14 protein-coding genes are annotated in these 26,705 nt (G+C 75.5%); 6 read left to right on the top strand and 8 right to left on the bottom strand.

The window, feature by feature from the left end; translation table 11 throughout:
* Positions 1 to 6: 6 nt before the first annotated feature.
* The 3 genes from OG534_RS04860 to OG534_RS04850 are packed head-to-tail and all read right to left on the bottom strand — an operon-like array spanning position 7 to position 12,392.
* Positions 7 to 327 (bottom strand): acyl carrier protein, encoded by a 321-nt coding sequence (locus OG534_RS04860; protein WP_326586830.1) that lies wholly within the window; start codon positions 325 to 327, stop codon positions 7 to 9.
* A complete protein-coding gene (locus tag OG534_RS04855; protein ID WP_326586829.1) occupies positions 317 to 5,074 on the bottom strand; it encodes a polyketide synthase in 4,758 nt (1,585 codons plus the stop codon). Before OG534_RS04855 ends, OG534_RS04860 begins: the two co-directional genes overlap by 11 nt.
* Positions 5,067 to 12,392, bottom strand: a complete 7,326-nt coding sequence (locus OG534_RS04850; RefSeq protein WP_326586828.1) for an SDR family NAD(P)-dependent oxidoreductase — start codon at positions 12,390 to 12,392, stop codon at positions 5,067 to 5,069. Before OG534_RS04850 ends, OG534_RS04855 begins: the two co-directional genes overlap by 8 nt.
* 484 nt (positions 12,393 to 12,876) lie before the next feature.
* Here OG534_RS04850 and OG534_RS04845 point away from each other — a divergent pair, with 484 nt between their 5' ends.
* From OG534_RS04845 to OG534_RS04835, 3 genes are all read left to right on the top strand, one after another.
* Positions 12,877 to 13,770 carry a LysR family transcriptional regulator gene (locus tag OG534_RS04845; protein ID WP_326586827.1) on the top strand — a complete coding sequence of 298 codons (894 nt, stop codon included), beginning with the start codon at positions 12,877 to 12,879 and terminating at the stop codon, positions 13,768 to 13,770.
* An 89-nt stretch (positions 13,771 to 13,859) separates the two neighbouring features.
* On the top strand, positions 13,860 to 15,146 hold the full coding sequence (locus OG534_RS04840) for a putative Ig domain-containing protein (protein ID WP_326586826.1): 1,287 nt from the start codon (positions 13,860 to 13,862) through the stop codon (positions 15,144 to 15,146).
* An 89-nt stretch (positions 15,147 to 15,235) separates the two neighbouring features.
* Positions 15,236 to 16,516, top strand: coding sequence for a cytochrome P450 family protein (locus OG534_RS04835; RefSeq protein WP_326586825.1), 1,281 nt, complete (start codon positions 15,236 to 15,238; stop codon positions 16,514 to 16,516).
* 48 nt (positions 16,517 to 16,564) lie between these two features.
* Here OG534_RS04835 and OG534_RS04830 read toward each other — a convergent pair whose 3' ends face one another.
* The 4 genes from OG534_RS04830 to OG534_RS04815 form a co-directional block, all read right to left on the bottom strand.
* The gene (locus OG534_RS04830) at positions 16,565 to 17,740 is read right to left on the bottom strand and encodes a serine hydrolase domain-containing protein (RefSeq protein ID WP_326586824.1); all 1,176 of its coding nucleotides are present in this window, start codon (positions 17,738 to 17,740) and stop codon (positions 16,565 to 16,567) included.
* A gap of 170 nt (positions 17,741 to 17,910) precedes the next feature.
* Positions 17,911 to 19,470: a molybdopterin-dependent oxidoreductase gene (locus tag OG534_RS04825; protein ID WP_442807213.1), complete on the bottom strand. Its 1,560-nt coding sequence runs from the start codon at positions 19,468 to 19,470 to the stop codon at positions 17,911 to 17,913.
* 114 nt (positions 19,471 to 19,584) lie between these two features.
* Positions 19,585 to 22,032: an alpha-N-acetylglucosaminidase gene (locus OG534_RS04820; RefSeq protein WP_326586822.1), complete on the bottom strand. Its 2,448-nt coding sequence runs from the start codon at positions 22,030 to 22,032 to the stop codon at positions 19,585 to 19,587.
* A 28-nt stretch (positions 22,033 to 22,060) separates the two neighbouring features.
* A complete protein-coding gene (locus tag OG534_RS04815; protein ID WP_326586821.1) occupies positions 22,061 to 23,749 on the bottom strand; it encodes a ricin-type beta-trefoil lectin domain protein in 1,689 nt (562 codons plus the stop codon).
* A 180-nt stretch (positions 23,750 to 23,929) separates the two neighbouring features.
* On the opposite strand from OG534_RS04815, the gene OG534_RS04810 reads away from it, so the two are divergent.
* Together OG534_RS04810 and OG534_RS04805 are read left to right on the top strand one after the other, a co-directional pair.
* A complete protein-coding gene (locus tag OG534_RS04810; protein ID WP_326586820.1) occupies positions 23,930 to 24,607 on the top strand; it encodes a TetR/AcrR family transcriptional regulator in 678 nt (225 codons plus the stop codon).
* Positions 24,608 to 24,621: 14 nt separating this feature from the next.
* The gene (locus tag OG534_RS04805; protein WP_326586819.1) at positions 24,622 to 25,563 is read left to right on the top strand and encodes a serine/threonine dehydratase; all 942 of its coding nucleotides are present in this window, start codon (positions 24,622 to 24,624) and stop codon (positions 25,561 to 25,563) included.
* 43 nt (positions 25,564 to 25,606) lie between these two features.
* On the opposite strand, the gene OG534_RS04800 is transcribed toward OG534_RS04805, so the two are convergent.
* Positions 25,607 to 26,080 carry a universal stress protein gene (locus OG534_RS04800; RefSeq protein ID WP_326586818.1) on the bottom strand — a complete coding sequence of 158 codons (474 nt, stop codon included), beginning with the start codon at positions 26,078 to 26,080 and terminating at the stop codon, positions 25,607 to 25,609.
* Between the two features lie 190 nt (positions 26,081 to 26,270).
* Here OG534_RS04800 and OG534_RS04795 point away from each other — a divergent pair, with 190 nt between their 5' ends.
* On the top strand, positions 26,271 to 26,636 hold the full coding sequence (locus tag OG534_RS04795; RefSeq protein WP_326586817.1) for a hypothetical protein: 366 nt from the start codon (positions 26,271 to 26,273) through the stop codon (positions 26,634 to 26,636).
* The last annotated feature ends 69 nt before the right edge of the window (positions 26,637 to 26,705 follow it).

Raw genomic sequence — 26,705 nt, 5'->3', positions numbered from 1 at the left:
GCGGGCTCAGCCGGCCGAGGCGGGCGAGGTCCCCGCCGAGACGTGGGCCAGGGAGGTGTGGGTGATCCGGCCGATGTGGGCGACGAGTTCACCGACGGACATGGCCAGGATGGCGTCCATGTCCTTCTCGGCGAGGAAGCCCATCAGGTCCACCTCGGCGCCGTAGCGGTGGTGGAGCAGCTCGGCGAGGGCGACGAACTCGATGCTCTCCAGGGCGAGGTCCTCGTTGAACGTCGTCTTCATCGTGACCTCCTCCGCGAGCAGGTACTCGTCGCCGACGATCTCCACGAGCATGTCCGTGATCTCGGCGAGGATGTCAGGTGCCATGACGGGTCTCCGTGAGGTGGAAGGGGACGGGGGAGGGGGCCGCGGGGTGGGCGGTCCAGGCGACGACGTGGTCGAGCGGCGGTACGTCGGCGGACGCGGTGCGGATCGGGTACGGGTGTCCGTCCGGGGACGTCACCAACAGGGCTCCGGTGTCCGGGTCTTCGGTCACCCGCCAGTCCCGCGGCCGGCCGCCCAGCCCGCTGCCCTCCGCCTTGGCCGCGGCCTCCTTGGCGCACCACAGGGCGGTGAGCGCGGCCGGCAGGCCGGTGCCGTCGCGGGCGCCCAGCCGTTCGGCGAGGCGCAGTTCGTCCGGCCCGAGGGCGATCCGGATCAGCGCGTCCGGGTCGGAGGTCACCGGCTCCACGTCGATGCCGACCGGCAGGGTCGGGTGGGCGAGGGCGACCGCGATCCGGTCCTTGTGGGCGATCGACAGCCGGAAGCCGCGGGTCAGCGGGCCCTGGGCCAGCGGCCGGCCGGCCGGGTCGTTGCCGACCGGTACCTCCACCGGGAACACCGGTCCGGCCCCGCCGTCCCACAGCAGGCCGCGCAGCGCGTCCTTGGCCGCGATCCGGCCCAGCAGCCAGGGCGCCCGGGCCCGCGGCGACAGCCGCTCGTAGGCCGCGCGCTCGGCGGCGCCGAGGTAGCGGCGCATCACCAGCTCCTGGGAGGCGGGATCGGTCCAGCGGCGCCGGGCCAGGCACCAGCCCTCGGGCCGGGGCTCGCCGATGCCGCAGACCTCCGGGGTGAACTTCATCGGCCAGACCCGCTCGTCGGCGCCGAACCGGCGGTACGTCCACCCGTCGATCCGGGCCCACACCTCGCCGGTGGCCCGGCGCAGTTCGAGGTCTCCGCGCACGGTGACGTCGTGCACCTCGCGGATCCGGGCCGTGGCGGTGACGAGGTCGTGGGGGGCCGGCGGCGGCCCGCAGAACCGGATGCGGTCCACGGTGGCCGGGAACACCAGCCGGTCCACCGGGAGCCGCAATTGCATCCAGTGCCCGAAGAGCTGCCCGGCGGCGTCGAGCAGGGCGCCCGGGTCGGGCAGCGCCCGCAGGACCCCGTGGATGCCGTCCGAGCCGACGGTCCGCACCTCGTGGACCCCGGCGAAACGCGGCCCGTGGAACATCCACCGGTCCCGGTAGAGGGCGGCGGCGCTGACCGGGGCGGGGCCGGCGTCGCGCAGGGGCGTGTCGTCGGGCGCGGGCGGCTCCCCGTACCGCTCGCCGAGGAGCACGACCACCGAGGCGTACGGGCCGAGGCCGACCCGCATCCGGCCGGGCCCGTCCTCGCGGACGGAGACCTCGACGTCGACGGCCGGCTCGACGGCGAGCCACCGCAGGGCCCTTACGTCTTCGTAGCCGAGGACGGCGAGGCCGGAGAGGCCGGTGAGGCCGGGCGGGGCGTACCGCAGTGCGGCCTCGGCGGCCAGCTCCAGCATCGTGGTCATGGGCACGACGGGGAAGCCGTCGGAGTCCTCCGGCCAGCCGTCGGGCTGGAGGTACACGCAGTGGTCGCGTATCGAGGGGTGCGTGGCGAGGGAGAGGCGCAGGGTGTGCTTCCCCGTGGCCCTTCCCGCACCGTCGACGCCCGGGGCCGCGGCCGGGGCGGGGGCCGGGCCCGTGGCCGTGGCCCGGGCCGCTGCCGGCCGGGGCTTCGGCGGTCCTCCTGCCGACCAGGCCTCGGTGACGGCCCGCGCGGCCGACCCGGTGTCGGCCAGCACCGCGTCCAGGGCGCTCAGCAGTACCGGCCGGTCCGCTCCCGCCCCCGCCACCGGGGCCGGGGCCGGGGGAGCACCCTCGGGCCGTGCCGGGCCGGCGAGGAGGCCGCCCAGGGAGGCCCTGGCCGCCTCCCCGAGGCGGACCAGCGGGGACCCGAGGTCCAACGGCACGCTGCGCCCCGCCCCACCGGCCGCGGCCCGCCCACCCGACCGCCCACCGACCGCCCCGGCCGACTCCGCCACCCCGGACGCCGAAGCGCCCACCGGGTCGGGCATCGGCGCGCCCGCCGCCCCCGGCGCCGGCATCGGAGGAGCCGCCGGACGTTTCACCGCGGGCTGCGCCACGCCCGCTGCCGCAGGCCCGGCGGACGGCCCCGCCGCGGTCGGGGTTTCGGCCAGGGGCTCCCAGTGCGGGGTGTGTCCCTCGGACCAGAGGGCGGCGCACGCCCGGCGGAGTGCCGCCAGGCCGTCCAGGCGGGGAGCGGAGACGGGCACCGAGAGGTGGGGGCGGTCGCGCAGGGTGTCCTCGACGAAGCCCGGCAGGCTGCCCGGGCCCAGAGTGACGAAGCTGCGCACGCCCTCCTCCTCGTACAGCCGCAGCGTCAGCTCGCGGAAGCGGACCGGCTCCAGCAGGTGGCGGACCACCAGGTCCCGTACGTCCTCCGGGGCGGACGGGAACGGCGCGCACGTGGTGGCCGACCACACCGGGAGCGAGCCGGCCCGCAACGGCAGCCGGTCGAACGCGGCACGGACCTGGCCGAGGTACGGCTCCCACATCGGGGTGTGGAAGCCCGAACGGAACGGCAGTTCCTGGCCCATCACGCCGTCACCGCGCAACCGCGCCACCACGGCGGCCACTTGCTCCGGCTCGCCGCAGATCACCGACTGGTGCGTGCAGTTGTCGTGGCTGACCACCACCCGGTCCAGGCCGTGGAGCGCCGCCTCCGCCCGCTGCGCACCGCAGCCCAGCGCCGCGTACACGAGGTCCGGGACCCGTAGGTCGCCCGGCCGCAGCGAGTCCAGGAAGGTGTCGGCCGCCTCCTGCGGATACATCCCGGCTGCCACCATCGCCGCCCATTCGCCCAGGCTGTGGCCCGCCAGCACGTCCGCCTCGATGCCGAGCGCGGGCAGGACCCGGGCGAAGAAGCGGCCCGTCGCAAGGGCGTCCAGGGCCCGTTCCACGAGCGACGCGCCCCGCGTGAGCCGGGGCGGGGCCAGCGCGAGCCGCCGCGCCACGTCGTCCACCACCGGAGCGAACTCCGGCTCCAGGCCCGGGAACAGGAACGCCACCCGGCCGCCGAGGCGTTCCGGCGTGAACCACACGTCCCCGCGCCCCCGCCACGGCCGCCCGCGCGCCACCACCTTCGCGGCCAGCGCGAGCCGCTGCGGCGTCGGCCCGACCACAGCGACCCGGCAGGGCCCGTCACCGCCCGGCACCGGGGAGGCGGACGCCAGCCGGGCCGACACCTCCGCCGTCGTGTCCGCACCGATCAGGAGTACGTCGCCCCGCGCGGCCGGCCCCACCGGCGCGGCCGGGGCTCCCAGCGGCAGGAACCGCCTCACCGGCAGCGGCGGGCGCACGGCCGCCGGAGCCTCCTCCAGGACCACGTGCGCGTTGATCCCGCCGAAGCCGAACGCGTTGACCCCGGCCCGGCGCGGCGCCGGTCCGCGCTCCCACGGCTCCGCCGCCGTCACCGGCCGCATCCGGGTCCGCGCCAGGTCCGCGTGCGGCTCCTCCAGGTGCAGCGTCGGCGGCAGCACCCCCTCGTGCACCGCGAGCGCGGCCTTGATCAGCCCGGCCATGCCCGAGGCCTGCATGGTGTGGCCGAGCATCGACTTCACCGAGCCGAAGCCGATCCCGGGCCCGGCTCCGCCCGGCTCGGCCGGGCCGAACACCTGGGCGAGGGTGTCCAGTTCGGCGGCGTCCCCGACCGGCGTGCCCGTACCGTGCGCCTCCAGCAGCCCCAGCGCGCCCGGCGCCCGCGGATCCAGCCCGGCCTCCTGCCAGGCCCGCTCCAGTGCCCGTACCTGGCCCGCGACGAGCGGGCTCATCAGGCTCGCCGCCCGGCCGTCCCCGGCCACGCCCGTCCCGCGGATGACGGCGTAGACGCGGTCGCCGTCGCGCTCCGCGTCCGCCAGCCGCTTGAGCAGCACCACCCCGGTGCCCTCGGACAGCAGGGTCCCGTCGGCCCGGCGGTCGAACGGCCGGATCCGCTCGCTCGGGCTGAGCGCCCGCAGCTGAGTGAACACGCTCCACAGCGTCGCGATGTGGCAGTGGTGCACCGCGCCCGCGACCACCGCGTCACAGCGCCCGGACGCCAGCAGCCCGACCGCCTGGTCCACCGCCAACAGCGAGGAGGCGCAGGCCGCGTCCAGGGTGTAGGCGGGGCCGCGGAAGTCCAGCCGGTTCGCGGTCCGGGCGGCGGTGAAGCTCGGCACCAGCCCGATCGACGCGTCCGGCCGCTCCGGACCCAGCGCGTCCTGGAACGCCGAACGCACCGCCGCGATCCGCCGCTCGCCCAGCTCCGGCACCAGCTCGCGCAGCGTCTGAGCCAACTGGTGGGCGGTACGCACCCGTTGGTCGAGGCGGGCCGTGGCCACACCCATGAACCCGCCGCGCCCCAGCACCACCCCGATCCGGGAGCGGTCGGCCGGCATCCGCGCCTCGCCGCCCGCGTCGGCGATCGCCTCGGCCGTCGCGTGCAGGGCCAGCATCTGATCCGGCTCGGCCCCCTCCACGGCGGCCGGCATGATCCCGAACCGGGTCGGGTCGAAGGCGGCCAGACCGTCGACGAAACCACCGCGCCGGCAGTAGAACCGGTCGCCGACCGCGGGTCCGGCGGCGCCCTCCGGGTCGTAGTACACCTCGGGATCCCAACGCCCCGGCGGGACCTCGCCGATGGCGTCCGTACCGGCGAGGAGGTTGCGCCGGTAGGCCGCCAGGTCGGCGGCCCCCGGGAAGACCGCGCCCATCCCGACGATCGCGGCATCGGTCGGCCGGGGGCCGCGCTGCCGTCGCTGCTCACTCATCGCCCCGGCCCTCCTGCGCGGATGCCATCAGGACCACCTGGACGTCGGTCCCGTGCGCCAGTTCGGCGAGGAACGCGGCGGTACCCGCGTCCGGCGAGATGAGCGGGATGCCGCGCCGGGCGTACGCACGCTCCAGCTCGGGGGTGACCATCCCGCCCGCATCCGCCGCCCAGGGGCCCCAGTCGACGGACAGCACCCGCCCCGGGAAGGACTCCGCCCAGGTGTGCGCGAGACCGTCGAGGGCGTCGTTGGCCGCGGCGTAGTCGCTCTGCCCGCGGTTGCCGTACACCCCGGCGACGCTGCCGAACAGCGCCAGGAACCGGGGCGCGGGCCACGCCCCGTGCTCGGCGGCCGCGGCGGCCAGGTGGCGTGCGCCGGCCACCTTGGTGGTGAACACTTCGGCGAAGTCCGCCGGTTGCTTGTCTCGCAGCAGCCCGTCGCGCAGGACCCCGGCTCCGTGCACGATGCCGTCCAGCCGCCCGTGGCGCTCCCGTACGCCGGCCACGACGGCCCGCACGGCCCGCTCGTCGGTGACGTCCGCGCAGTGGTAGCGGACGGAGGCCGCGGTCGCGGTGAGGGCGTCCAGGGTGGCCCGTACCTCGCGCTCGGCGAGGATCCGCGAGGCCGCCGCCTCGATCTCCACGGGCGTACGGAGCCCCGAGGCGATCAGGGCGGCGCGCAGCGCGACCCGGTCCTGCGCCTGCCCGAAACCGTCGGCCCCGGCGGCCGGTTCAGGGGTGCGCCCGACCAGCTCGACGTGGCATCCGGTGGCGCGGGCCAGCGCGAGCGCGGTGCGGGCGGTGATCCCGCGGGCCCCGCCCGTCAGCAGGACCACCGAGCCCGGCTCCAGGACCGGCGGTCCGTCGGAGGTGAGCAGGGGGGCGGGTACCGGACGGCGGGTCACGCGCGTTCCCTCGGCCGTGTAGCCGACGGAGGCGGCGGCGTCGCTGCTCAGCTCGGCGAGGAGCTGCGCGGCGATCTGCTCGGGGGCCTCCTTGGGGTGGACGTCCACGGCACGGACGAGGGTGCCGGGGAATTCGAGCGCCGCGCTGCGGGCGAAGCCGTGCAGGCCGGCGCCGCCGGGGGAGCCGGGAGCGCCCACGAGCAGCAGCCGGCGGACGCCGCCGACCAGGGCCCGCCGCAGCCCGGGGAACGCCTCGGGCAACACGGGCTCGGCCCCCGCCCGCAGCGCGGACAGATCGACGATCCCGTCGCACCCGGCGCCGGTCCAGGCCTCGGCTCGGGAGCCCGGTTCCGCTTCGGGCAGGATCGTCACCTCGGCGCCGCGGGCGTCCAGGGCGGTGCCCAGGGCGAGGGCGATGCCCTGGCCGTCCTCGACGACCCCGATGCGCAGGCCGCGCAGGGAGTCCGGGTCGCCGCCGGCCGCCGGGACGCGGACCGTGTCCACCCGGAGCCGGGCGACCGGCTCCGCGGCGGGCTGCGCGTCCGCCGCCGACTGGGGCTCCGGGTCCGGGTCGGGCTCCGGTGCGCCGCTGTGGGCGGTGACCCAGTCCACGATGCCGCGCAGGGTCTTGATCCGGGAGAGCTCCTCGACCGCGGCCTCGGCGGAGCCGCCCGGGTCCTGGGGGAGGCCGATCCGGTCGGCCAGGGCGCCGATGATCTCCACGCGCTTGATGGAGTCGATGGAGAGGTCCGCCTCCAGGTCGAGCGCGGGGTCGAGCATGTCCAGGGGGTATCCGGTCCGGGTGTGGACGATGTCCAGGACCACCTCCATGACCGCCTCGGCCGAAGGGGCGCTGCGGGTGTGCGGGGTGCGGGTGCCGGAGCCCGGCTCCTCCGCCCCGCCCGCCGTTCCGGACCGGAACCCGCCGGGTGTCCCGGTGCCCGCGGCCGCACCCTGCGGGTGCCGGCCGTTCGGCCGGTCTTCCGGCCACGGGCCGGGGGCGGGCCCGGTGCCGGGAACCCCGGCCGTGCCTGGGGGGAGGGGCCCGCCCGCCCTCCCGGGCCGCGGGCCGCCGGGTGTCCCGGCCGCGTACTCGGGGCCGCCGCCGGGCCGGGCGGCGTGCAGTGCGGTGGGTGGAGTGACCGCGGCGACGGGCGGCTCGGCCGCAGACCATTGCGGGGCCGCCCGGTTCGGCGCACCCACAGGAGTGCCCAGGTAGCCGAGCAGGACGTCCCGCTGCGCCTCGACCAGTTCGCGGGTGCCGCGGAGGTACTCCAGCACCGCCTCGTCACGCCGGTCGGCGGCCGTCGTCGAACCCGCGGCCACCTCGGCAGCCGAGCCGGTGCCGGCGCCCGTGCCCGCTCCTGCGGGCCATCCCGCACCAGGCAATTCCAGCCCCGCCGGCGTTTGAGGCGCGGGGGTCCGGGGGCGGCGCCCCCGCAACGGCGCCGCACCCCGATCGGCGCCCGCACCGGCACCCGCGGCCCCATCCGCACCGGCAACCGCACCGGCACCCGCACCAGCACCCGCACCGACAACCGCACCAGCACCCGCTTCGGTGGCCGGTGCCGCCGGACTCCCCCACGCGACCGTCGGGGACACCCGGCGGGCCGGGCGCAGGCCGCCCGCCACCGGGGTGCCGTCCGCGGTGCGGACCAGGTGGCCGTCCACCAGCCAGCCCGGCCGTCGCGGGGCCCGGTCCGGGAGGCGCGAGGTCCGGCCGCGGAACAGCGCCTCCGGCGCCACCGGCACGCCCGCCGCCGCCAGTTCCGCCAGCGCCGTGACCAGCCGGAGCAGGCCGTGCTCGCCCGGCACGTCCAGCGGGACCACCGTGTGCGGGCGGTCGCGCAGGATCCGGCCGACCAGTCCGGACAGGACCCGGCCGGGCCCCGCCTCCACGAACGTTCGGACACCGGCCGCGTACATGGCCTCCACCTGCTCCACGAACCGGACCGGCTCCGCGACCTGGCCGGCCGCAAGGCTCCGTACGCCCTCGGCCGATGCCGGATACGGGCCGGCGGTCGTGTTCGACCAGACGGGGATGCCCGGCGCGGTCACCGCCGTCCCCGCCAGTTCCGCGGCGAGCGCGGTCGCCGCCCCCGCCACCACCTCGCTGTGGAACGCGCACGCCACCGGGATCGGCTCCGCCGACAGCCCCGCCTCCCGCAGCGCGGCCACCGCCGCGGCCACGGCCGCCGTCGGGCCCGAGATCACGCACTGCCGGGGTGCGTTGTGGTTCGCCACCACGCACCCGGCGCGGGCCGCGATCTCCCGGACCTCCTCCGGCGCCGCCGACACCGCCGCCATCGCCCCCGGATCGGCGCCGGCGGCCGCCACGATCGCCTCGGCCCGGCGCGCGCTCAGCCGCAGCAGGCTGTCCGTGTCGTACGCCCCCGCCGCCCACAGCGCGGTGAGCTCCCCGTACGAGTGCCCGGCCACGCAGTCCGGCCGTACGCCGAGCTCGCCGAGCAGCAGGTGCACCGCGGCCCCGGCCAGGCCGAGGGCCGGCTGGGCCACCCGGGTGTCGGTGACCGAGGCCCGCTGCGCCGCCCGCCCCTCGGCGGTGAACGCCGCCGAGGGGAACATCGCCGACACCACCGCCCCCGGAGCCTCGTCCAGGAGCCCGCGCAGCGCGGGGAACGCCATGAACAACTCGCTGAGCATCCCGGGCCGTTGACTGCCCTGCCCGGGGAACAGGAACGCGGTCAGGCCCGGCTCCGCCGACTCCTCCCGTACGTGGACCCCCGCGCCCGGAGCGAAGGTCCGGGCCCGTTCCAGCCGGGCCCTCAGCTCGTCCGGATCGGCGGCGACGACCGCAACCTGGACCGGGCCGCCGTCCGCGGCCGCCTCCGCCGCGAGGTCGCGCAGGGCCCAGGGCCGCCCGGCCGCGTCGTTCTCCTGCAGCCGGGCCGCGAGCCGCGCCATCGCCCGGCCCGCCGCCCGCCGGTCCGTGCCGCGGAAGCAGAACAGCTCGGCCGGCCACTCCTCCAGGCCGTGCCGGGGCTCCTCCGCGCCCCCGTAACCGGCCAGCACCGCGTGGTAGTTGGTGCCGCCGAAGCCGAAGGCGCTCACCCCGGCGATCCGCCGCTCCACGGGCACCGCCCAGGGCCGGGCCTCCGTGTCGAACGTGAAGGGGCTGGTCTCCGCCCGCCAGGCCGGGTTCGGCGTGTCGATGTGCAGGGTCGGCGGTCGTACGCCCGCGTGGACCGCGCGGGCCGCCTTGATCAGCCCGGCCAGTCCGGCCGCGCACTTGGTGTGCCCGAGCTGCGATTTCACCGAGCCCAGCGCGCACGACCCGGCCGCGGCCCCGGAGGAGGTGAACAGTGCGCTCAGAACGGCCAGTTCGGTGCTGTCGCCGACGACCGTGCCGGTGCCGTGCGCCTCGATCAGGCCCACCTCGCCCGGGGCGATGCCGGCCCGGGCGTAGGCCCGTTCCAGGGCCCGCCGCTGGCCTTCCGGCCGGGGCGCGGTCAGACCGAGGGACCGGCCGTCGCTGGAGGCGCCGACCGCCTTGATCACGGCGTACACCCGGTCGCCGTCGCGTTCCGCGTCCGCGAGCCGCTTCAGGACGAGCGCGCCCACCCCCTCGCCGAGCGCGATCCCGTCGGCGGCCGCGTCGAAGGGGCGGCAGCGGCCGCCGGGCGACAGGGCGCGGACGGAGGCGAACATCAGGTAGTCGTTGATGCCGTTGTGCACGTCGGCGCCCCCGCACAGCACCATGTCGCTGTCGCCGTCGCGCAGTTGGCGGCAGGCGAGGTCCAGCGCGGCGAGCGAGGAGGCGCAGGCGGCGTCGACCGTGCAGTTCGCGCCGCCCAGGTCGAGGCGGTTGGCGACCCGGCCCGCGATCACGTTGGCGAGGATCCCGGGGAAGGAGTCCTCGGTGAGCCGCGGCAGCTGCTCGTCCAACTCGGTGGGGAGTTCGCCCAGGTAGGCCGGGTGCAGGGCGCGCAGCCCGTACGCGCCCGCCAGCTCGGTACCGGCCTCCGCACCGAAGACCACCGACGTACGGGACCGGTCGAAGGTGCGGTCCTTGCCGTAGCCCGCGTCCGCGAGGGCCCGCGCGGAGATCTCCAGGGCCAGCAGCTGCACGGGCTCGATCCCGGAGAGGGAGGCGGGCGGGATGCCGTGCGCGAGGGCGTCGAAGGGCACCGGGCCGAGGAAGCCGCCCCAGCGCGAGGGGGTGCGCTCGCCGGCCCGGGCCGGGTCGGCGTCGTAGTAGAGCGCCGGGTCCCAGCGCTCGGCCGGCACCTCGGTCACGGCGTCGGTCCCGGCGAGCACCATGGCCCAGTAGGCGGCCAGGTCCGGGGCGCCGGGGTAGGCGCAGGCCATGCCGACGATGGCGATGTCGAGCGGGTCGGCCGCGGCCGACGCAGCGGCCGCCGGCGCGGCGAGGTCCCGGGCCCGGCGTTCCAGCAGCGCGGTGGCCCCGTCGGTGACCTGGGCGTGCAGCGCGGCGACGGTGGTGGTCCCCGTGCGCAGGGCGGCGACCTGCCCGAGCATGAACAGGCCGTCGGTTTCCTGCTGTTCCTCCGGAACGGGCTCCAGCCCACCTCCGTCGGCGGCCCGCCGCAGGCCCTTGCTGGCGATCCGCAGCCGCCCCAGGTTCAGCCGCTCCAGTTCCTCCCACATCTCGCGCGGTGCGACCCCGCTCTCCGCGAGCCGCCGCCGGGTCGCCTCGAAGGTCTCGGCGTACGGGGTGGCCGCACACCGGGTGGCATGTCCGGGCGCGGTGCGCAGCAGCACGGTGTCCGCGCACTCCACCGCCGCCCGCTGGAAGCCCGGCAGGACCGCGCCCGCCGCCACGGCCTCCTCGGTGAACAGGTACGCGGTGCCCATCAGCACCCCGATCCGGGCGCCCCGCTCGGCCAGCGGGGCCGCGGCCGCCACCGCCATCGCGGCGGACCGCTCGTCGTGGATCCCGCCCGCGAACAGCAGGTCCAGGGCCTCCGGCTCGGGGCAGGACAGCAGCCGGTCGATCTGCTCCTCCCACAGCGGGAACGAGGCGCGCGGCCCGACGTGCCCGCCGCACTCCAGCCCCTCGAAGACGAACCGCCGCGCCCCCTCGGCGAGATACCGCTCCAGCAGGCCGGGCGAGGGCACGTGCAGGTGGGTGTGGATCCCGGCCGCCTCCAGCGGGGCCGCCTGCGCCGGAGTGCCGCCGGCGATGATCGCGTACGGGGGGCGGGCGTCGGTCACGGCCGCCAGTTGCTCCCGCCGCAGCTCGGCCGGTGCGAAGCCGAGCAGCCCCGCGCCCCAGGGGAGGTCCCCGAGCCGCTCGGCGGTCTCGGCCAGCAGCGCGCGTACGTCCGGGCCCTCCATCACCGCGAGCGCGAGGTACGGGACCCCGCCCGCAAGGGCCACGGCCTCGGCGAAGGCCGCCTGGTCGCTCACCCGGGTCATCGGCCCCTGCGCGACGGGGAGCGGCCGCCCGAGGGGCCGGGCCCGTACGGCGCCCGCGAGGTGCTCGGTGACGGCTGCCCGTACGGCCTGGAGCACACCGCCGGTGGTCCGGTACCGCGCGGCCAGCCGGGCCGCCGCGGCCCCGTCCTGACCGACGGGCAGCAGCTGCGCGCGCAGGTCCCGGGCGCCGAGCAGCGCGGGCGCCGCCCCCTCGGGCGGGGTCAGGTCGGGCCGCGCGAACACCCGGTGCCCTTCGGCCAGCCGGGTCTCCGAGCCGTCCATCGCCCGCAGCGCGGCCGCCACTTCCGGCGGCAGTCCCACCTCGCCCTCGACGGTCAGGGCCAGTTGTACGTCGAGCAGCACCCCGGCGGCTCCGCCCGCGACGGCCGCGGCCGCCGTGTGCGGCCCGATCCCGCCGCAGGCCCGTACGGGCACGCGGATCGCGGGGTCCCCGAGCAGCTGCTGGAGCAGGACGAAGGTGGTGGCCCCGCCCACCCGGCCGCCGGCCTCGTGCCCCTTGGCGACGAGCGAGTCCGCGCCGGCGGCCACGGCGCCGGCGGCTTCCGCCACGCTGGTGACCTCGGCCCACACCCGGGGCCGTCCGGGCGCGGCGGCCCAGGCGGCCACCTGCTCCGCGGTGTGCGCGGCGGGGTCGGCGAGCAGGACCGTGTCCACCTCGGCCGGCAGGTCCGCAGGCCCGAGCGGGCAGCCGGGAGGCACCCGCACGCCGTACCTGCCGGACACGGCGCCCCGGCCGGTGCCGACACCTTGGCCGGTGCTTTGGCTGGAACCGGTACCCGTGCCCGTGCCGCTGCCCCGGCCGGTGCCGCCGAGCCGGCGGCCCAGCTCCGCGAGAGCGCGCCGCGCGGCGCGCTCGTCCCGGCCGAGGTCGAGCAGTCCGAGCGCCCCGGCGCGCTCGGCAGCGGTCACGATCCCCGGACGGGGCTCCTCGAAGGGGCTGAGGGCGACGACCAGGTCACGGGTGGCGGCGGACTGTGGGGGCTGGGGGGTCACGGGCGCTCCTCTTCCAGTGCTGTGTGACATGGCGCGTTGCAGGGCGGAAGAACGGAAAACGGAGGTGATGAGCGGCCGAAGATGGTGGGGGCGCGGCGTCTCGCACTTCGGCCGGGGTATCCGCCACAGGTACGGCGGGCTTGAACAGTGGTCAAAACACCCTCACGCCGCGTTGCATCGTGCGGTGGCCGCCGTGCACTGTCAACAGCCATGCGGAGTAAGGCGCTTCGTGTTATCGCTGCACGCGGAGCGACCGGGGGCCACTCCGGGCGGAGCCACGCGACGCCTCGGCCCGGCTGGTGGCCTGCGGCTTTCCCTCCCGGGCGGGCCGACCCCGGAGTGCGGGCCGGCGTACGGCGTCCCCGCGGGCATGCCGCATCGGCATGCCTATCCGCCGGCCGGGCATGAACGCCGCACCGGACCCGGTCAGTTGTTCACCCGACGAGCCCTTACAGGTACAGCCCCGCGCGGTTACCGTCCGGTCATGACCCCCACGCTCGCGCAGCTCCGCTACCTCGTAGCCGTCGCCGACTGCCGGTCCATCACCGGCGCCGCCGCCTCGGTCTTCGTCGCCCAGTCCGCCCTGTCCCGGGCCGTCCAGGCCATGGAACGCGATCTGGGCGTCGAACTCCTGGCCCGCCGGGGAAGGGGGGTGGACCTCACGCCGGAGGGGGCCCGGGTGGTCCGGCTGGCCCGTACCGTGCTCAACGCGGTGGAGGCGATCGACGACATCGGGACCCCGCACGGCCGGGACGCCCGGGCCATCCTCACCCTCGTCACGACGCCCACCCTCGCCCTCGACCTGGCCGCCGACCTGATCGCGGCCTTCACCGAGCGGCACCCGACCGTCGACGTGCGGCTCCAGCAGCACGACAGCCGGGAGGCCCTGGTCGAGGAACTGAGCCAGGGGCGCTCGGAGCTGGCCCTGGTCGACCTGCCCGTCGACAAGGAGCTGTCGACGCACTACATCCAGGAACGCGAGGTGGTGCTGATCTCGCCGATCGGCTCCCCGCTGCCCCACCCGATGCCGCTGCGCATGCTCGACGGACTCCCGATGGTGCTGCCCACCCCCGGAACCGGCCGGCGCACCGAGATGGAGGCCATGTTCAGCTGCCTCGGCGTGCGGCCCGTCCCCACCCTGGAGGTCGACGAACGCCTCGCCTGGGTGACGGGCGTGACGGACGGCCGCGGCTCCCTCATCTGGTACCGCGACGTGGTGTTGAGAGCGTTCGGGAGCCGGGCCGAGATCCGCTCCTTCACGCCGCCCCTGCTGCGCCCGGTGGGGATCGCCCACGCCCGGCGGCCGCTGAGCCGGGCGGCCCGCGCGTTCATCGCGCAGGCCGGCCACAAGGCGCCCGTCAGAGAGCCGGTGCGCTGACCGGCCATGCCCCCGCGGCATTGAACGATGCTCGAACGGGAGAGGACTGGGCCTGGCGCCATCATCTGATGTCCCCTCACATGGTGGGCATGTCCCGACTCCTGACACCTGCACGGGTCGCCGCCCTCGCGACAGCGGCCCTCGCCACGATCCTGCCCGCGGTCGCCTGGATGACCAGCGCCAACGCCTCCCCGGCCCCGTCCGCCGCGGTGGCGGCCGCCGAAGCCCTCGCGCCCGAGAAGAAGTGCACCCTGCCCGGCGGCCTGGCCGAGCTGAGCGGGCTCGCCATGAGCCGCAAGCACCCCGGCGTCTTCTACGCCGTCAACGACAGCGGCAACACCAGCCAGGTCTTCGCGATCGACTGCAACGGCGCCACCGGCCGGCTGGTGGCCACCTTCACCGTCTCCGGCGTCGGCAACACCGACTGGGAGGGCCTGGCCCTCGGCAAGGACGCCTCGGGCGGCCCGGCGATCCTGGTCGGCGACATCGGGGACAACTTCAGCGGGCGCGCCGAGATCACCGTGCACGGCTTCGCCGAGCCCGATCAGCTCGCCAACGCCACCGTCACGCCGGTGACGTACCGCTTCTCCTACGCCGACGGCCGGCACGACGCAGAGTCCCTGCTCGCCGACCCCGTGACCGGACGGCTCTATGTCGCGAGCAAACTCATCGGAGCCGCCGGGCAGCTGTACCAGGCCCCCCTTCCGCCCGTGACCGGGCAGGTCGACACCCTCACGGCAGTCCGGCCCGGCCCGGTGTTCGCCACCGACGGCGCGTTCTCGCCGTCGGGCGCCTCGTACACCCTGCGCAGCGGCGGACCCCTGGGGGCCAACACCGCGTCCGTGTACGACACCGCCGGCGTCAAGCTCGCGGACGTCGCCCTCCCGGCCCAGTCACAGGGCGAGACGGTGACGTACGCCGACTGCGCGAACCTGCTCGTCGGGTCGGAGAACGACACACAGATCTGGCGGGTGCCGCTGCCGCCGGAGGCCACCCCGGCCTGCGGCACCACGCCGACTCCCACCCCGACTCCGACCCCGACACCCACGCCGACTCCCACGCCCACGCCGACTCCGACCCCGACCCCGACTCCCACCCCGACCCCCACTCCCGGCGGCCTGAAGCTCGCCAACCCCGGTCCGCAGACGTGCAAGTTCAACCAGTCCTGCACCATCCAGCTCACCGCCACCGGCGGGAAGCCGCCCGTCCGGTACGCCGTCACCGGCCTGCCCTGGGGTCTGACCCTCGACAGCGCCTCGGGGCGGATCAGCGGCAAGCCCTGGGGCAGTGGCACGGTCCAGGTCACCGCCACCGCGACCGACGCCACCGGAGCCTCCGCCGGCGCCACCTTCGCGCTGGCCCTCACCTGGTTCTGAGGACGCGGCGGGGCGGGCGGGCTTGTCCAACCCGCCCCCGAGACCGCACTGTTGAGCGAGTTGCCGTTCACCAGGTCAGGAGAGCCGGCTTGTCGTCGTCCCCCATCTCACCCGTCCCGCAGGCTCCGGACGCCCCGCACGCGATCGACCCCGCCGGAGGCTGCCCGCACGCCCTCAACGCCCGGCTGCACGCCGCGCACGGCCCGGTCGCGCAGGTCGTGCTCCCCGGCGGGGTGCCGGGAGCGGTCGTCCTGGGGCACGACGCGCTGAAGGAGTTCCTGGCCCACCCCGAAGTGGCCAAGGACGCACGGCACTTCCCTGGTCTGCACGACGGCAGCATCCCCCGCGACTGGCCGCTGCGGGTCTTCGCCAACGCCCAGGGCATGCACACCGCGGACGACGCCGACCACCGCCGGCTCCGCTCGCTGGTCGGCAAGGCCTTCACGGCCCGCCAGGTCGAACGGCTGCGGCCGCGCGTCGAGGAGCTGACCGCCGAGCTCCTCGACGACCTCGCCCGGGCCGCGGCCGAGGCCCCCGACGGGGTCGCCGACCTGCGCGAGCACGTCGCGCTGCCGCTCCCGATGAGCGTCATCTGCGAGCTGCTCGGCGTGAACCCCGAGCACCGCGGCCGGCTGCACCACCTCTCCAACCAGGTGATCGTCGCGACCGACACCACTCCGGCCGAGGCGATGGCCGCCGTACGCGAACTCGTCGCGCTCATGGGCACGATCGCCGCCACCCGCCGGGAGGCCCCGGGCGACGACCTCACCAGCGCCCTGATCGCCGCCCGCGAGGACGACGGCGACCGGCTCAGCGAAGCCGAACTCATCGGCACCATGCGCCTGATGCTCATCGCCGGCCACGAGACCACCCTCAACCTCATCACCAACGCGGTCCGCGCCCTGTGCACCCACCGCGATCAGCTCTCCCTCGTCCTGGAGGGCGAGGCGACCTGGTCGGACGTGGTGGACGAGACCCTGCGCTGGGACGGCCCGATCAGCTGGTTCCCCTTCCGCTACCCCACCCGCGACCTGACCGTGGACGGCACCGTCATCCCGCGGGGCACGCCGGTGCTCGCCGGCTACACCGCCGCCGGCCGGGACGAGGCCTTCCACGGCCCCGACGCCGACCGCTTCGACCTCACCCGCCCCACGGCCGCCCGCACCCTCTCCTTCGGTCACGGGGCGCACTACTGCGTGGGCGCCCCGCTCGCCCGACTGGAGGCCACCACCGCCCTGGAGCGGCTGTTCACCCGCTTCCCCGACCTCGACCTCGCGACCCCCGAGGCCGAACTCCCGCACCAGCGCAGCTTCATCGGCAACAGCGTCGAGTCGCTGCCGGTCCGCCTGGCCCGCCCGGTTCACCGATAGGTCCCGGACACCTCCACCCGCCGGGGCCGGACCGCGGCGGGTGGCTCGTCAGCCCAGGCTCAGGGGCCGTTCCGGGGCCACGTGGTCGGCGATCGCCTGCAGCACGTTCGAGCTCGCGTTCTGGACGGTGCTGCCCAGCCCCTGGGTCGCCACCGTCGCGATGGCGATCTTCTTGGACGGCAGGTAGGCGACCGTGCCCGCGTAGCCGGCGAAGGACGGGTTCTGGAGGATCCAGGTGTTCTGCACCGGCAGACCCAGGGCGAACCAGGCAGTCCCCTTGATCTCGACGACGGGGGTGAGCTGAAGCTGGTGCGACGCGGGCGTCAGCAGCTTTCCCTCGCCGATCGCCGCGAAGGACTTCGCCATGTCCTCCAGCGTTCCGGTCATCACCGCCCCCTCCGCCACCGTCCACGACGGATTCCAGTAGGTGGCGTCCTCGAAGACGCCCCGCTCGTTGTCGAAGCCGTGCAGCACCGGCGCGGGGATCTCGGCCCTGGACGAGATGGCGGTGTGGGTCAAGCCCATCGGTTCGAGGACGTCCTCGCGCATCACCTCCCCCAGGGGCCTCTGCTCCACCCTGGAAATGATGTCGCCCAGGAGGACCCAGTTGGCGTGCGAGTAGGCGAAGCCCGAACCGGGGGGCCGCACCAGGGGCTTGGAGACCGCGATCTGCACGCGCTCCTCCCCGGTCCAGTGCCGGAAGGGGTTCTTGTAGAGAGCGGCGATGAAGGCCTTGTCCGTGACGTAGTCCGCGTACCCGGAGGACGCGGACGCCAGCATCTTCAGCGTGATCTCGTCCGCGTGCGGAAGGTCCGGGCGCCAGCGGGAGAGCTTGTCGTCGAGCGTGACCTTGCCCTCGTCGACCAGCTTGAGCAGCGCGGTCGTCATATAGGGGATGGCGACCGACCCGATGCGGAACCGCATGTCCGTCTTCGCGGGGAAGCCGGTCATCGTTTCCCCCGCCGCGGCGGCCGAGACCCGTTCACCGTCGACCCACACCTCGGCCATCGCCGCGGTGAGCTTGTACTTCTTCAGCGCCTCGGTCACCTGCCGCGCGGTGAACTCCGCCGTGTCGGCCGCGATGCACGTGCCGCCGCGCGACACCTGGCCGGCCGGGCATTCCTGAGCAGCGCCCTCGGCCCGGCTCACGGTGCAGCCGGCCGCCGGCAGAACGCCCAGGAGAAGGCCCAGGCAGACGAGGGTGACGGTCTTGGAACTGCGCACGGTGCCTCCATGCGGGTCGAAGGCGAAATTCCCCCACCTCGCGTTCGCAGGCCTCATCGCGCAGGCTATCGGCGGGTGCCGCCCGCCGCGCTCCGGAGGCGCTCCAGGAGTGACACCCCGCCGGGACGGATCTCCGGGATCACCACGGCGAAGGGGGGCGCCGCGCCCGTTCAGCCCGGAGCCCGGACGCTCACGTCCACCGCGTGCCACCCCGTCGCCCCGTCGGGCACGGTGCCGGTGGCGACCCCCGTCTGGACGGCGCCCGTGCCGTCCGTCGCACGGACCTCCAGCGTGTGCCGCCCGGCCGTCGCCTCCCACGGCCACACCCACTGCCGCCAGGTGTCGACGCCGTCCGAGGCGCCGAGCCGCGCCTGCTGCCAGGGGCCGCCGTCCACCCGTACCTCCACCCGCTCGATGCCCCGGTGCTGCGCCCACGCCACCCCGGCGACCGCCACCCGGCCCGGCGCCAGGTCGGCGTACGGGCGCGGGGTGTCGATCCGCGACTGCGTCTTGACCGGGGCCTGCTGGGCCCAGGACCGCCGCACCCAGTAGGCGTCGTACGCGGCGAAGGTGGTCAGCCGCAGCTCGCTCAGCCATTTGCAGGCGGAGACGTACCCGTACAGGCCCGGTACGACCATCCGGACGGGGAAACCGTGCGCGAAGGGCAGCGGCTCGCCGTTCATGCCGACGGCCAGCAGCGCCGCCCGGCCGTCCATCACCGCCTCGACGGGCGTGCCCAGCGTCATGCCGTCCACCGACCGCGCCACCAGCTGGTCGGCCCGGCCGCCCTGGGACGGCGGCCGCACCCCCGCCTCGCGGAGCAGGTCCCCGAGGCGTACGCCGAGCCAGCGCGCGTTGCCCGCGTACGGCCCCCCGACCTCGTTGGACACGCAGGTGAGGGTGATGTCGTGCTCGACCAGGGGGCGTGCGAGCAGCTGCCGCAGGTCGAGCGTGAGGGGGCGCGCGACGCCCTCCCCGTGGATGCGCAGCCGCCAGGTGTCCGCGTCCACGCGGGGGACGACCAGGGCGGTGTCCACCCGGTAGAAGTCCCCGTTGGGGGTGAGGAAGGGGGAGACCCCGGGCACCCGCAGGTCCGCGCCGGCAGGCACCGGCGGCGCGGGCACGGTGGGCCGGGGCAGGACGAAGCGGGCCCGAGAGGCGGTGGCTCCGGCCGAACCGTGGGCGCCCAGGCGCCGTCCGGCCCATGTCGCCCCGGCCGACGCCACCACGACGGCGGCGACCAACCGACCGAAGCCGCGCCGGTCCATCGCCCGGGCCCCGCGGTCCGGGGCCCAGGCCGGCGGCGGCCGCCGAGCCGCCGTGACCAGCAGGCAGAGCACCGCGGCCGCGGCCGCCGCGCCCACCAGCGACGGCAGCGCGTCCCGCCAGGAGGCCTCGGGCCGGCTGAGCGCGGCGACGGCCCCCAGCACCCCGAAACCGCCGGTGACCGCGATCCCGGCGGGAAGCCGGCGTACGGCGAGCAGCCCGGTCCCGACGGCGACCAGGGCCAGGACGACGATGATGCCGAGGGTCAGCACCAGCTTGTCGCTGGTGCCGAACAGCCGGATGGCCCACTCCCTGACGGCCACCGGCGTCAGGTCGACCAGCGCCGCGCCGACGGCCGTGACCGGGGCGGCCTCGGGCCGGACGGCCGCCGCGGTCAGCTCCGCCGAGGCCAGCCCGGCGAACGCGGCGGCGAGCCCGCTGACCGCGCCCCGCGCGACCGGCACGCGCCGCGGCCGCCCGGAGCGGCTCGGGTCTGCCTTCACACGGCCAGTGTGCCCCGGCCCCGGGTCTCCGCGCCGCCGCCACGGGGGAGTGTCGTCGCAGGCCGGGGTCCGGGGTCAGCCGGCGGGGGCCGTCGGCAGGGCCGCCGCGATGGCCGCGGCCAGGCGGTACGGGTCTCCGCTCGGCCGGTCCGGATGCCGGGTGGTCCGCCCCGCCCACTCCTCCTCGAAGGCGTGCCAGTCGATCGCGCGCGGCGCGGTCTTCCCCACCAGCGCCTCGTCCAGCGACGCGAAGTAGGCCGCCCACCGCCGGGCGTACAGCTCCGAGACCAGGCCGTTCCATTCGCGGTTCGCGTAGTCGTGCAGGAAACCGCCCTCGCTGGTGCTGCGGCGGCCCCACACGCTGAGGAGCGAGCGGGCGTCGTACTCGTGGCGGTCCTGCTCGGCCCGGTCGGTGCCCCAGGAGCGGGCCCCGGCGAGCCAGGTGCCGAGGAGGAAGTTCGGGTCGGAGCCCGTCACCGCCTCCAACTTCCCCATCGCGTCCTGCCATTCGGCCGTCAGGGACCGGAACCGGGTCAGGTCCTCGGCCTCGTAGGCCGCCTTGATCTTCGGGAGCAGCACCCGGGAGTGGTTGGCGAGGGCCTGCCGGGCGGTGTCCACCAGGTCGAAGCGGTAGGCGCTGGAGCCGCGCAGCCCCGGATCCACCCTGAGCAGGTGGTCCAGGGCCCCGCGCACCGAACCGGGCGGGTAGCGCAGGGACTTGGGGCTCCAGTACGCCGCCCCCACCGCGGTCAGGCTCGGCCGGGCGGTGAACAGGCTGTCCTGCGACTCCGACCACAGCCCCGAGGAGGTGCTGTACGGCCCCTTGCGCAGCTCCTCCCAGGCCGCGGCGGCCGCGGGGTCGGGGCGGCCGTAGCGGCGGGCCGCGAAGTCGGCGAACCATTTGCGCTGGTCGATCGTGCCCGGCTCCCAGGCCAGGTCGGTGAAGAGGTCGAAGGCCGCCGGGTTGGTCCCGGTGGCCTCCGGCAGGTAGGCGATCCCGGCGAGCGCGCTGTTGCCCTTCGCGCGCCAGGGCCCGAACCGCTCGATCCACACGGAGGTGTTCGCGCCGATCGTGGTGTGCCCGCCGAAGTTGTAGATGGTGCCCATCGCGTAGGGGGCGCCGCCCCAACGGGTCTCGCGGTCCAGGCGGTTGTAGCGGTCGGACAACCCGTCCAGGATGAGCAGCTTCGAGGTGTCCACCCCGGCCAGCAGCTCCGCGGTCGGGTCGTCCTGCCAGCCCAGCACCGCCCACAGCGCACCCGGACGGGCGGCGTGCAGCGCGTTCTGGATGGCACCCGCCGCGGCGGCGACGTCGACCGAGCCGGTCTGGCCGCCCTCGTGCAGCGGGCTCATCCGGTACATCGTGCTGTCCCCGAACACCGCGCGCTGCTCGGCGTAGTACGCGGAGGCCAGCCGCCCGAACGCCGGCGAGGCGGGATCGAGCCAGTCGGGCCGGTCGAAGCCCGCCCAGTCGCCCTGCGGGACCGTGGTGGATCCCGGGTTGCGCGCCGCGAACCCGGGCGGGACGGTGCCGAAGTAGCCGGGCAGCACCGGGGTCATGCCGAGCCCGCGCAGCTGCTCGGCGATCCGCCCGCCCAGCTCGGCGCGCTCGTGCAGCAGCCGCTCGGAGACCGGGCCGCCGAAGCCGCTCAGGTTCTGCAGCAGCCACCAGCTCTGGTGGCCGGGCCCGGGGATCCACTGCCGCAGCTCCTCGGCGGAGTAGCCGAAGCCCTGGAGCGCCCGGTAGTACGGGTACTCGGCCCCCACCTGCACGAACACCTCGTTGACGCCGTGCAGGGCGAGCAGGTCGATCTGCCGCTGGTGCTCCTCGAAGGAGCGGTACGGGCCGGAGTACCCGTCGTCGGTGTCGTTGAGCGCGTACCGGTGCGGGACCTGTGCGCTGCGGGTGACCGGCGTCGGGACGGCCGGCAGCCGGGCGGGCAGCATGCCGATGCTGTCGCCGGGCCAGCCGATGTCGGCCCCGGCGACGTGCTGGAGGTACCAGCCGACGCCCGTGAGCAGGGTGGCCCCGGTGCTGCCGCGCACGGTGATCGCGCCGGCCGTCCCGGACACGGTGAAGGTGTCGGCGCCGGCGGCCGGGTCGGGCACCAGGGTGAACTGCCCGGAGTGGCGCGGGAGCAGCCGCTGCAGGGCGGCCCGCGCGGGCGCGGTGTCGAACGTGCGGGCCCGGGGCGCGCCCGCGTGCGCAGCACCTGGGGACGAGGCGGCCGCGTACGAGGCGGCCCGTACCCCGGCCCGCCCGTCCGGCTGCCCGTGTGGCCGTACATCCGGTCGTACATCCGGCCGTACATCGGCCTGTACATCCGACCGTACATCCGGCCGTCCGTCCCTCCGCGCGTCCATGCGCACGTCCGTCCGTACGTCGGCACGTGCGGGCGACCCCGCGCCCGGGGCGGTGGCCCCGGGCGCGGGCCCCGCGCAGACCAGGGCCAGCAGGGCCGCGGGAAGAGCGGCGCGGGCGACCGGGCGGGTGGCGGGCAGGCGGCGCCCGCTTCGTGGCATCGGGTTCCTCATCCGTTTCGCCGGGCCGTCAGACCGGTAGGGCCCAGGCCTGGTCGACCCGGTGGTCGCCGCAGGGGGCCAGCCGCAGCCGCGCGGCCGGGGCGTCCGGGGTGGCGGCCGCGGCGGGGGCCGTCAGGCACAGCCCGCCGGTCTCCTCCACGAGGGCGCCGTCGCGGCGGTGCGTCCAGTTCTGGCCGGGCTGCCGCTCCTGCAGGGGCCCGCAGTCGGCCAGCTCCACCAGGCCGTCCTCGCCCGCCGACAGGCACTCTCCGGCCAGCCGCACGCTCGCGTCCTCGCCCAGGACCCACCGCTGGTCGGGGGCACCGGTGCAGGTGGCCATGACGACGGCGCCGACGCCCGTGGTGTTGGCCCCGTCGGCGCACCTGGCGCCGTCACCGACGATCTGTCCGGTGGGCACGGCATCGGCGCAGCCGCGCGTGGTGAGCCGCCAGACCCCGGTGTCGTGCCCGGCCACCTTGCCGGTCAGCGTGCCGGAGACCGTACGGCGCGTCCCGGTCCACAGGTCCTGCGCGTCGGCCGTGCAGTCGGTCAGCCCGAACTCGTCGAGCGGCACGTTGATGTCCCGGGTGTTGGCCGAGCGGTTGAGCACGGCCACGGCGCGGTCGCCGTTCGCGAGCGGCCTGACCAGGATCTCGAAGGTGGCGTTGGAGGAGACCACGGCGCCCTGACGGCCCATCGGGTCCTGGTCCAGCTCGATCATCCGGGTGTTGCCGAGGGCCGCGAGCCCCGCGGGGGTCAGCTTCGAGACGTCCGAGGACAGGATGAAGGGGGACGCCATCATGGCCCAGAGGGCGACCTGGCTGCGGCTCTCGGCCGCCGTGAGCCCGGGGGCGCCCGCGATCAGGAAGTCGGGGTCGTTCCAGTTGCCGGGGCCCGCGTACCGGCCGAGCCAGCGGTTGTAGCCGTAGTTGCCCATGACCGAGCCCCACCGGGAGGTGGCGGGGGTGGCCGGGTTGTAGACCTTGATGTCCTTGCCCTCGCGCCACAGCTGGCCGGTCTCGCCGACCCAGCCGAGGACCTTGTGCCAGTCGGAGCCGCCCCACTCGCCCTGCTGGAAGTAGGCGGGCGCGGAGGCCGACAGGACCATGTCGCGGCCGCTCTCCCGCAGGGCCTTGGCGACGCCGTTGTACGCGTCCCGGTAGGCCTGTTCCTTGGTCTTGCCCTCCGGCACCCAGAGGTTGCAGCCGTCCATCTTGACGTAGTCGACGTTCCAGGAGGCGAACTGCCGGGCGTCCTGCGCGTAGTGGTCCGCGCCGCCGCCCTGGGGGGCTCCGCTGCCGGGGTACTTCTCGCAGGTGAGGGAGCCGGCGTCCTGGTAGATGCCGAACTTCAGCCCCTTGGCGTGCAGGTGGTCGCCGAGCCAGGCCATGCCGTGCGGGAACTTCGCCGTGTCGACGACCAGGTTGCCGTCCGCGTCCCGGCTCTTGGTCATCCAGCAGTCGTCGACGGTCACCGTGTCGTAGCCCTTGGCGGCGAGCCCGGTCGACACGAGCGCGTCGGCGTTGGCGACGACCTTGGCCTCGTCGATGTCGCACATGTAGTGCGCCCAGTTGTTCCAGCCCATGGGAGGGGTGAGCGCGAGCGGGGTGTCCGAGGTCGCCCTGGGGTCGGCCGCCACCGGGGCGGGCGAGAGCGCGAGGGCGAACAGGGCGGCCGCGGTCAGGCAGGGGAGCGTCGCACGCAGGCGAGGCGGCACGGAGTCTCCTTGACGTGGGGGCAGTCGTGCGCCCAGTGCAGCGAGGCGATTACCCACTGTCAACAAAAGTCGCCGATTGTCAGCCAATGACCAGCAATATGGCTGCAATCGGTGTCACACGAAAGAGGTGGTACGGCGTAACGTACGGCGGTCGATACGTCGTATGTTACGGTGTATCTCATGCCGAGACGATCAGCAGCGCTGGACCGCGCGACCCCCGAGGCCATCGCCGTCACCGCCCTGCGGATCCTCGACGAGGAAGGGCCGCAGCGCCTGAGCTTCCGCACCCTCGCCGACCGGCTCGACGTCTCCCACGCCACCGTCCAGCGCCGCTGCACCGATCTCGCCGGGCTGCTCGACCTGTGCACCGAGCACCTCGCCGCGCAGCTCCCGGAGATCCCCGCCAGCACCGACTGGGCGCAGGCCGCCGAGCAGCGCTTCCGTGCGCTGTACCTGCTGCTCATCGCCCACCCCGGCCTGCTGGTGCTGCGCGGCGGCCGGCCCTGGCTCGGGCGGCAGCTGCTGGCCCGGCTCGTCGAGCCCGCCCTCGCCGACAGCACGGCCGCGGGGATGAGCGCCGCCGAGGCGATGACCGTCTACCGCCGGATGTACCTGCTCACCCTCGGCAGCGCGGCCTTCGTGGACCACCGGGATCCGGACGGAGCCACCGCCGCCTCGCGGGCGGCCCTGGCCGCGCTGGATCCGAAGGAGTTCCCCGTGCTCGCCGGCGGACTGCCCGACGTACTGCCCGCCCTGACGGACCACGAGGTGTACTACGGCGCCCTGCGCCAGCTGATCGAGGCCGCCCGGTCCGCGCTGCCTGCCCCGCCCGCCCCGCCCGCCCGGCCCACCACCTGATGGGGAGACAGTCCATGGAACCGGCACAGCAGCTCGACTACGCGGCCGTACGCGCCGCCGCCGCCCGGATCGCCGGCGGGATACGGCCCGTCACGGTGGCGCCCGCGGCCGACGGGGTCTGGTACGCGCTGGAGTACCTCCAGTACACCGGCACCTTCAAGGCGCGCGGCGCCCGCAACTTCCTCGCCGCCCACCACGAGACCGGCGTCCTGCCGGCCGCCGGCGTCACCATCGCCTCCGGCGGCAACGCCGGACTCGCCTGCGCCTGGTCGGCCCGCGCGCTGTCCGTGCCCGCGACCGTGTTCCTGCCCGCCAACGCCCCGCGCGTGAAAGTGGAACGGCTGCGCGGATACGGGGCCGAGGTACGGCTCGTCGGCGACCGGTACGCCGAAGCGCTTGCCGCCTGCGAGGAGTTCGCCGCCGAGAGCGGAGCCCTCAGCAGCCACGCCTACGACCACCCGCTCATCGCGGCGGGCGCCGGAACGCTGCTCGACGAGATCCGGGCCACCCTGCCCGGACTGGACACCGTGGTCGTCGCGGTCGGCGGCGGCGGGCTGTTCGCCGGCGTGGCCACGGCCGCGCGCGAACACGGCGTCCACGTGGTCGCGGTCGAGCCGGAGAACAGCCGGGCCCTGAACGCCGCCCTGGCGGCGGGCCGGGTCGTGGACGTGGCCGTGGACTCCGTGGCCGCCGACTCCCTGGGGGCCACCCGGGTCTCGGCGGACGCGCTGGCCGCGGCGCAGCAGAAGAACGTGACGTCGGTCCTCGTGTCCGACGTGGAGATCACGGCCGCCCGGCGCGCGCTCTGGGAGGAGCACCGGATTGTGGTCGAGGCGGGTGCGGCCACCGCGTCGGCGGCGCTGCGCGGTGCGCCGCAGCCGCTGGGCGAGCGGGTCGCCGTCATCCTCTGCGGGGCCAACACGGACCCCGGGGACCTGGTGACCCCCGCGGCCTGAGCGCGTGCAGCGCGGTGCGCCCGCCCCGGGAGGTGTCGCGCCGTCAGTCGTCGTCCTCGGCCCCGCCCTCGCGGACGACCACGACCGTGCCCGCGGAGTACTGCACCACCTGCTGGCTCACCGATCCCAGCAGCGCGCCCTTGAAGCCGCCGTACCCGCGCGTGCCGACCACCGTCAGGTCCGCCTCCTTCGAGGCGTCGACCAGGACCTGTGCGGGGGTGCCCTGTTCGACGCGACGGAACACCGGCACGCCGGGCGAGGCGCCGACGGCCGCGGTGACGGTGTCCGCCAGCTTCCGGCGGGCCGCCTCCTCGGCCGTCACCGCCCCGGCGTCGGCGACACCGGCGGCCGCCGGGTCGATGGCGAACGGATTGGGGTTCCAGTCCCAGGCCATGACGGCGTGTACCCGGCCACCGATCAGCGCGGCCTGCGCGACGGCCCAGCGCACGGCCTCCTTGGAATGGTTCGAACCGTCCACGCCGACGACGATCAGAGGCTCGATGGTGCGCTCACTCACGGGGGTTCCTCTCGCTTCGTCCGAATAGTCGATCTCCTCCCTGTATACACGGACCCGGGGGTCCGGCCTCGAACGACGATCGTTGCGACGGCCGACGACTTTCGAGGACAGCCCGGGACCGCCGCCCGTTGCGAGGGTGTGAGTGTCCAGGCGACCGCCGCCGGACACGGAACGACATGGAGGAACGGGCGTGGCTCAGCGCAAGGGTTGTCTGATCGGGTGCGGGGTGGCGCTGGTGCTGGGCGTGGGCCTCGTGGTGGCCGTGGTCTTCGGCATGGGGAAGGTCCTCGACATGGCGGACCAGACCCTCCTCGACCCCGCGGTCTACGAGGCCGTGAAGACCGGCGACCCGGAGGACGAGGTCCGCGGCAAGCTCCCGTCGGGCGAGAGCTTCGTCAAGAGCGCCCTCAAGGACGGCGGCCCGGGCGAGCCCGAGGGCAGCACCTGCTCCTGGTACCTCTCCAGCGGCGACCCCAAGAACGGCAAGGAGACGGTGCTCCGCTTCTGCTTCAAGGACGGCAAGCTCGCGGAGAAGATGGAATACCCGATGCAGTAGGCCCTCCGGCCGAGCCCGGACGCTCCGTGCACCGACGTCGGTTCGACAGCCCCGATGTCTTCGCGAGCG

It is taken from the genome of Streptomyces sp. NBC_01294 (genome assembly GCF_035917235.1).
Classification (GTDB): Bacteria; Actinomycetota; Actinomycetes; order Streptomycetales; family Streptomycetaceae; genus Streptomyces; species Streptomyces caledonius.
This window is presented reverse-complemented; position numbering and strand designations above follow the sequence as displayed.

Excerpts from the sequence above, each read along its gene's own strand:
- OG534_RS04805 (WP_326586819.1), top strand. The coding sequence starts at position 24,622 with ATGGAACCGGCACAGCAGCTCGACTACGCGGCCGTACGCGCCGCCGCC.
- OG534_RS04840 (WP_326586826.1), top strand. The coding sequence starts at position 13,860 with ATGTCCCGACTCCTGACACCTGCACGGGTCGCCGCCCTCGCGACAGCG.
- OG534_RS04845 (WP_326586827.1), top strand. The coding sequence starts at position 12,877 with ATGACCCCCACGCTCGCGCAGCTCCGCTACCTCGTAGCCGTCGCCGAC.
- OG534_RS04810 (WP_326586820.1), top strand. The coding sequence starts at position 23,930 with ATGCCGAGACGATCAGCAGCGCTGGACCGCGCGACCCCCGAGGCCATC.
- OG534_RS04855 (WP_326586829.1), bottom strand. The coding sequence starts at position 5,074 with ATGAGTGAGCAGCGACGGCAGCGCGGCCCCCGGCCGACCGATGCCGCG.
- OG534_RS04860 (WP_326586830.1), bottom strand. The coding sequence starts at position 327 with ATGGCACCTGACATCCTCGCCGAGATCACGGACATGCTCGTGGAGATC.
- OG534_RS04820 (WP_326586822.1), bottom strand. The coding sequence starts at position 22,032 with ATGCCACGAAGCGGGCGCCGCCTGCCCGCCACCCGCCCGGTCGCCCGC.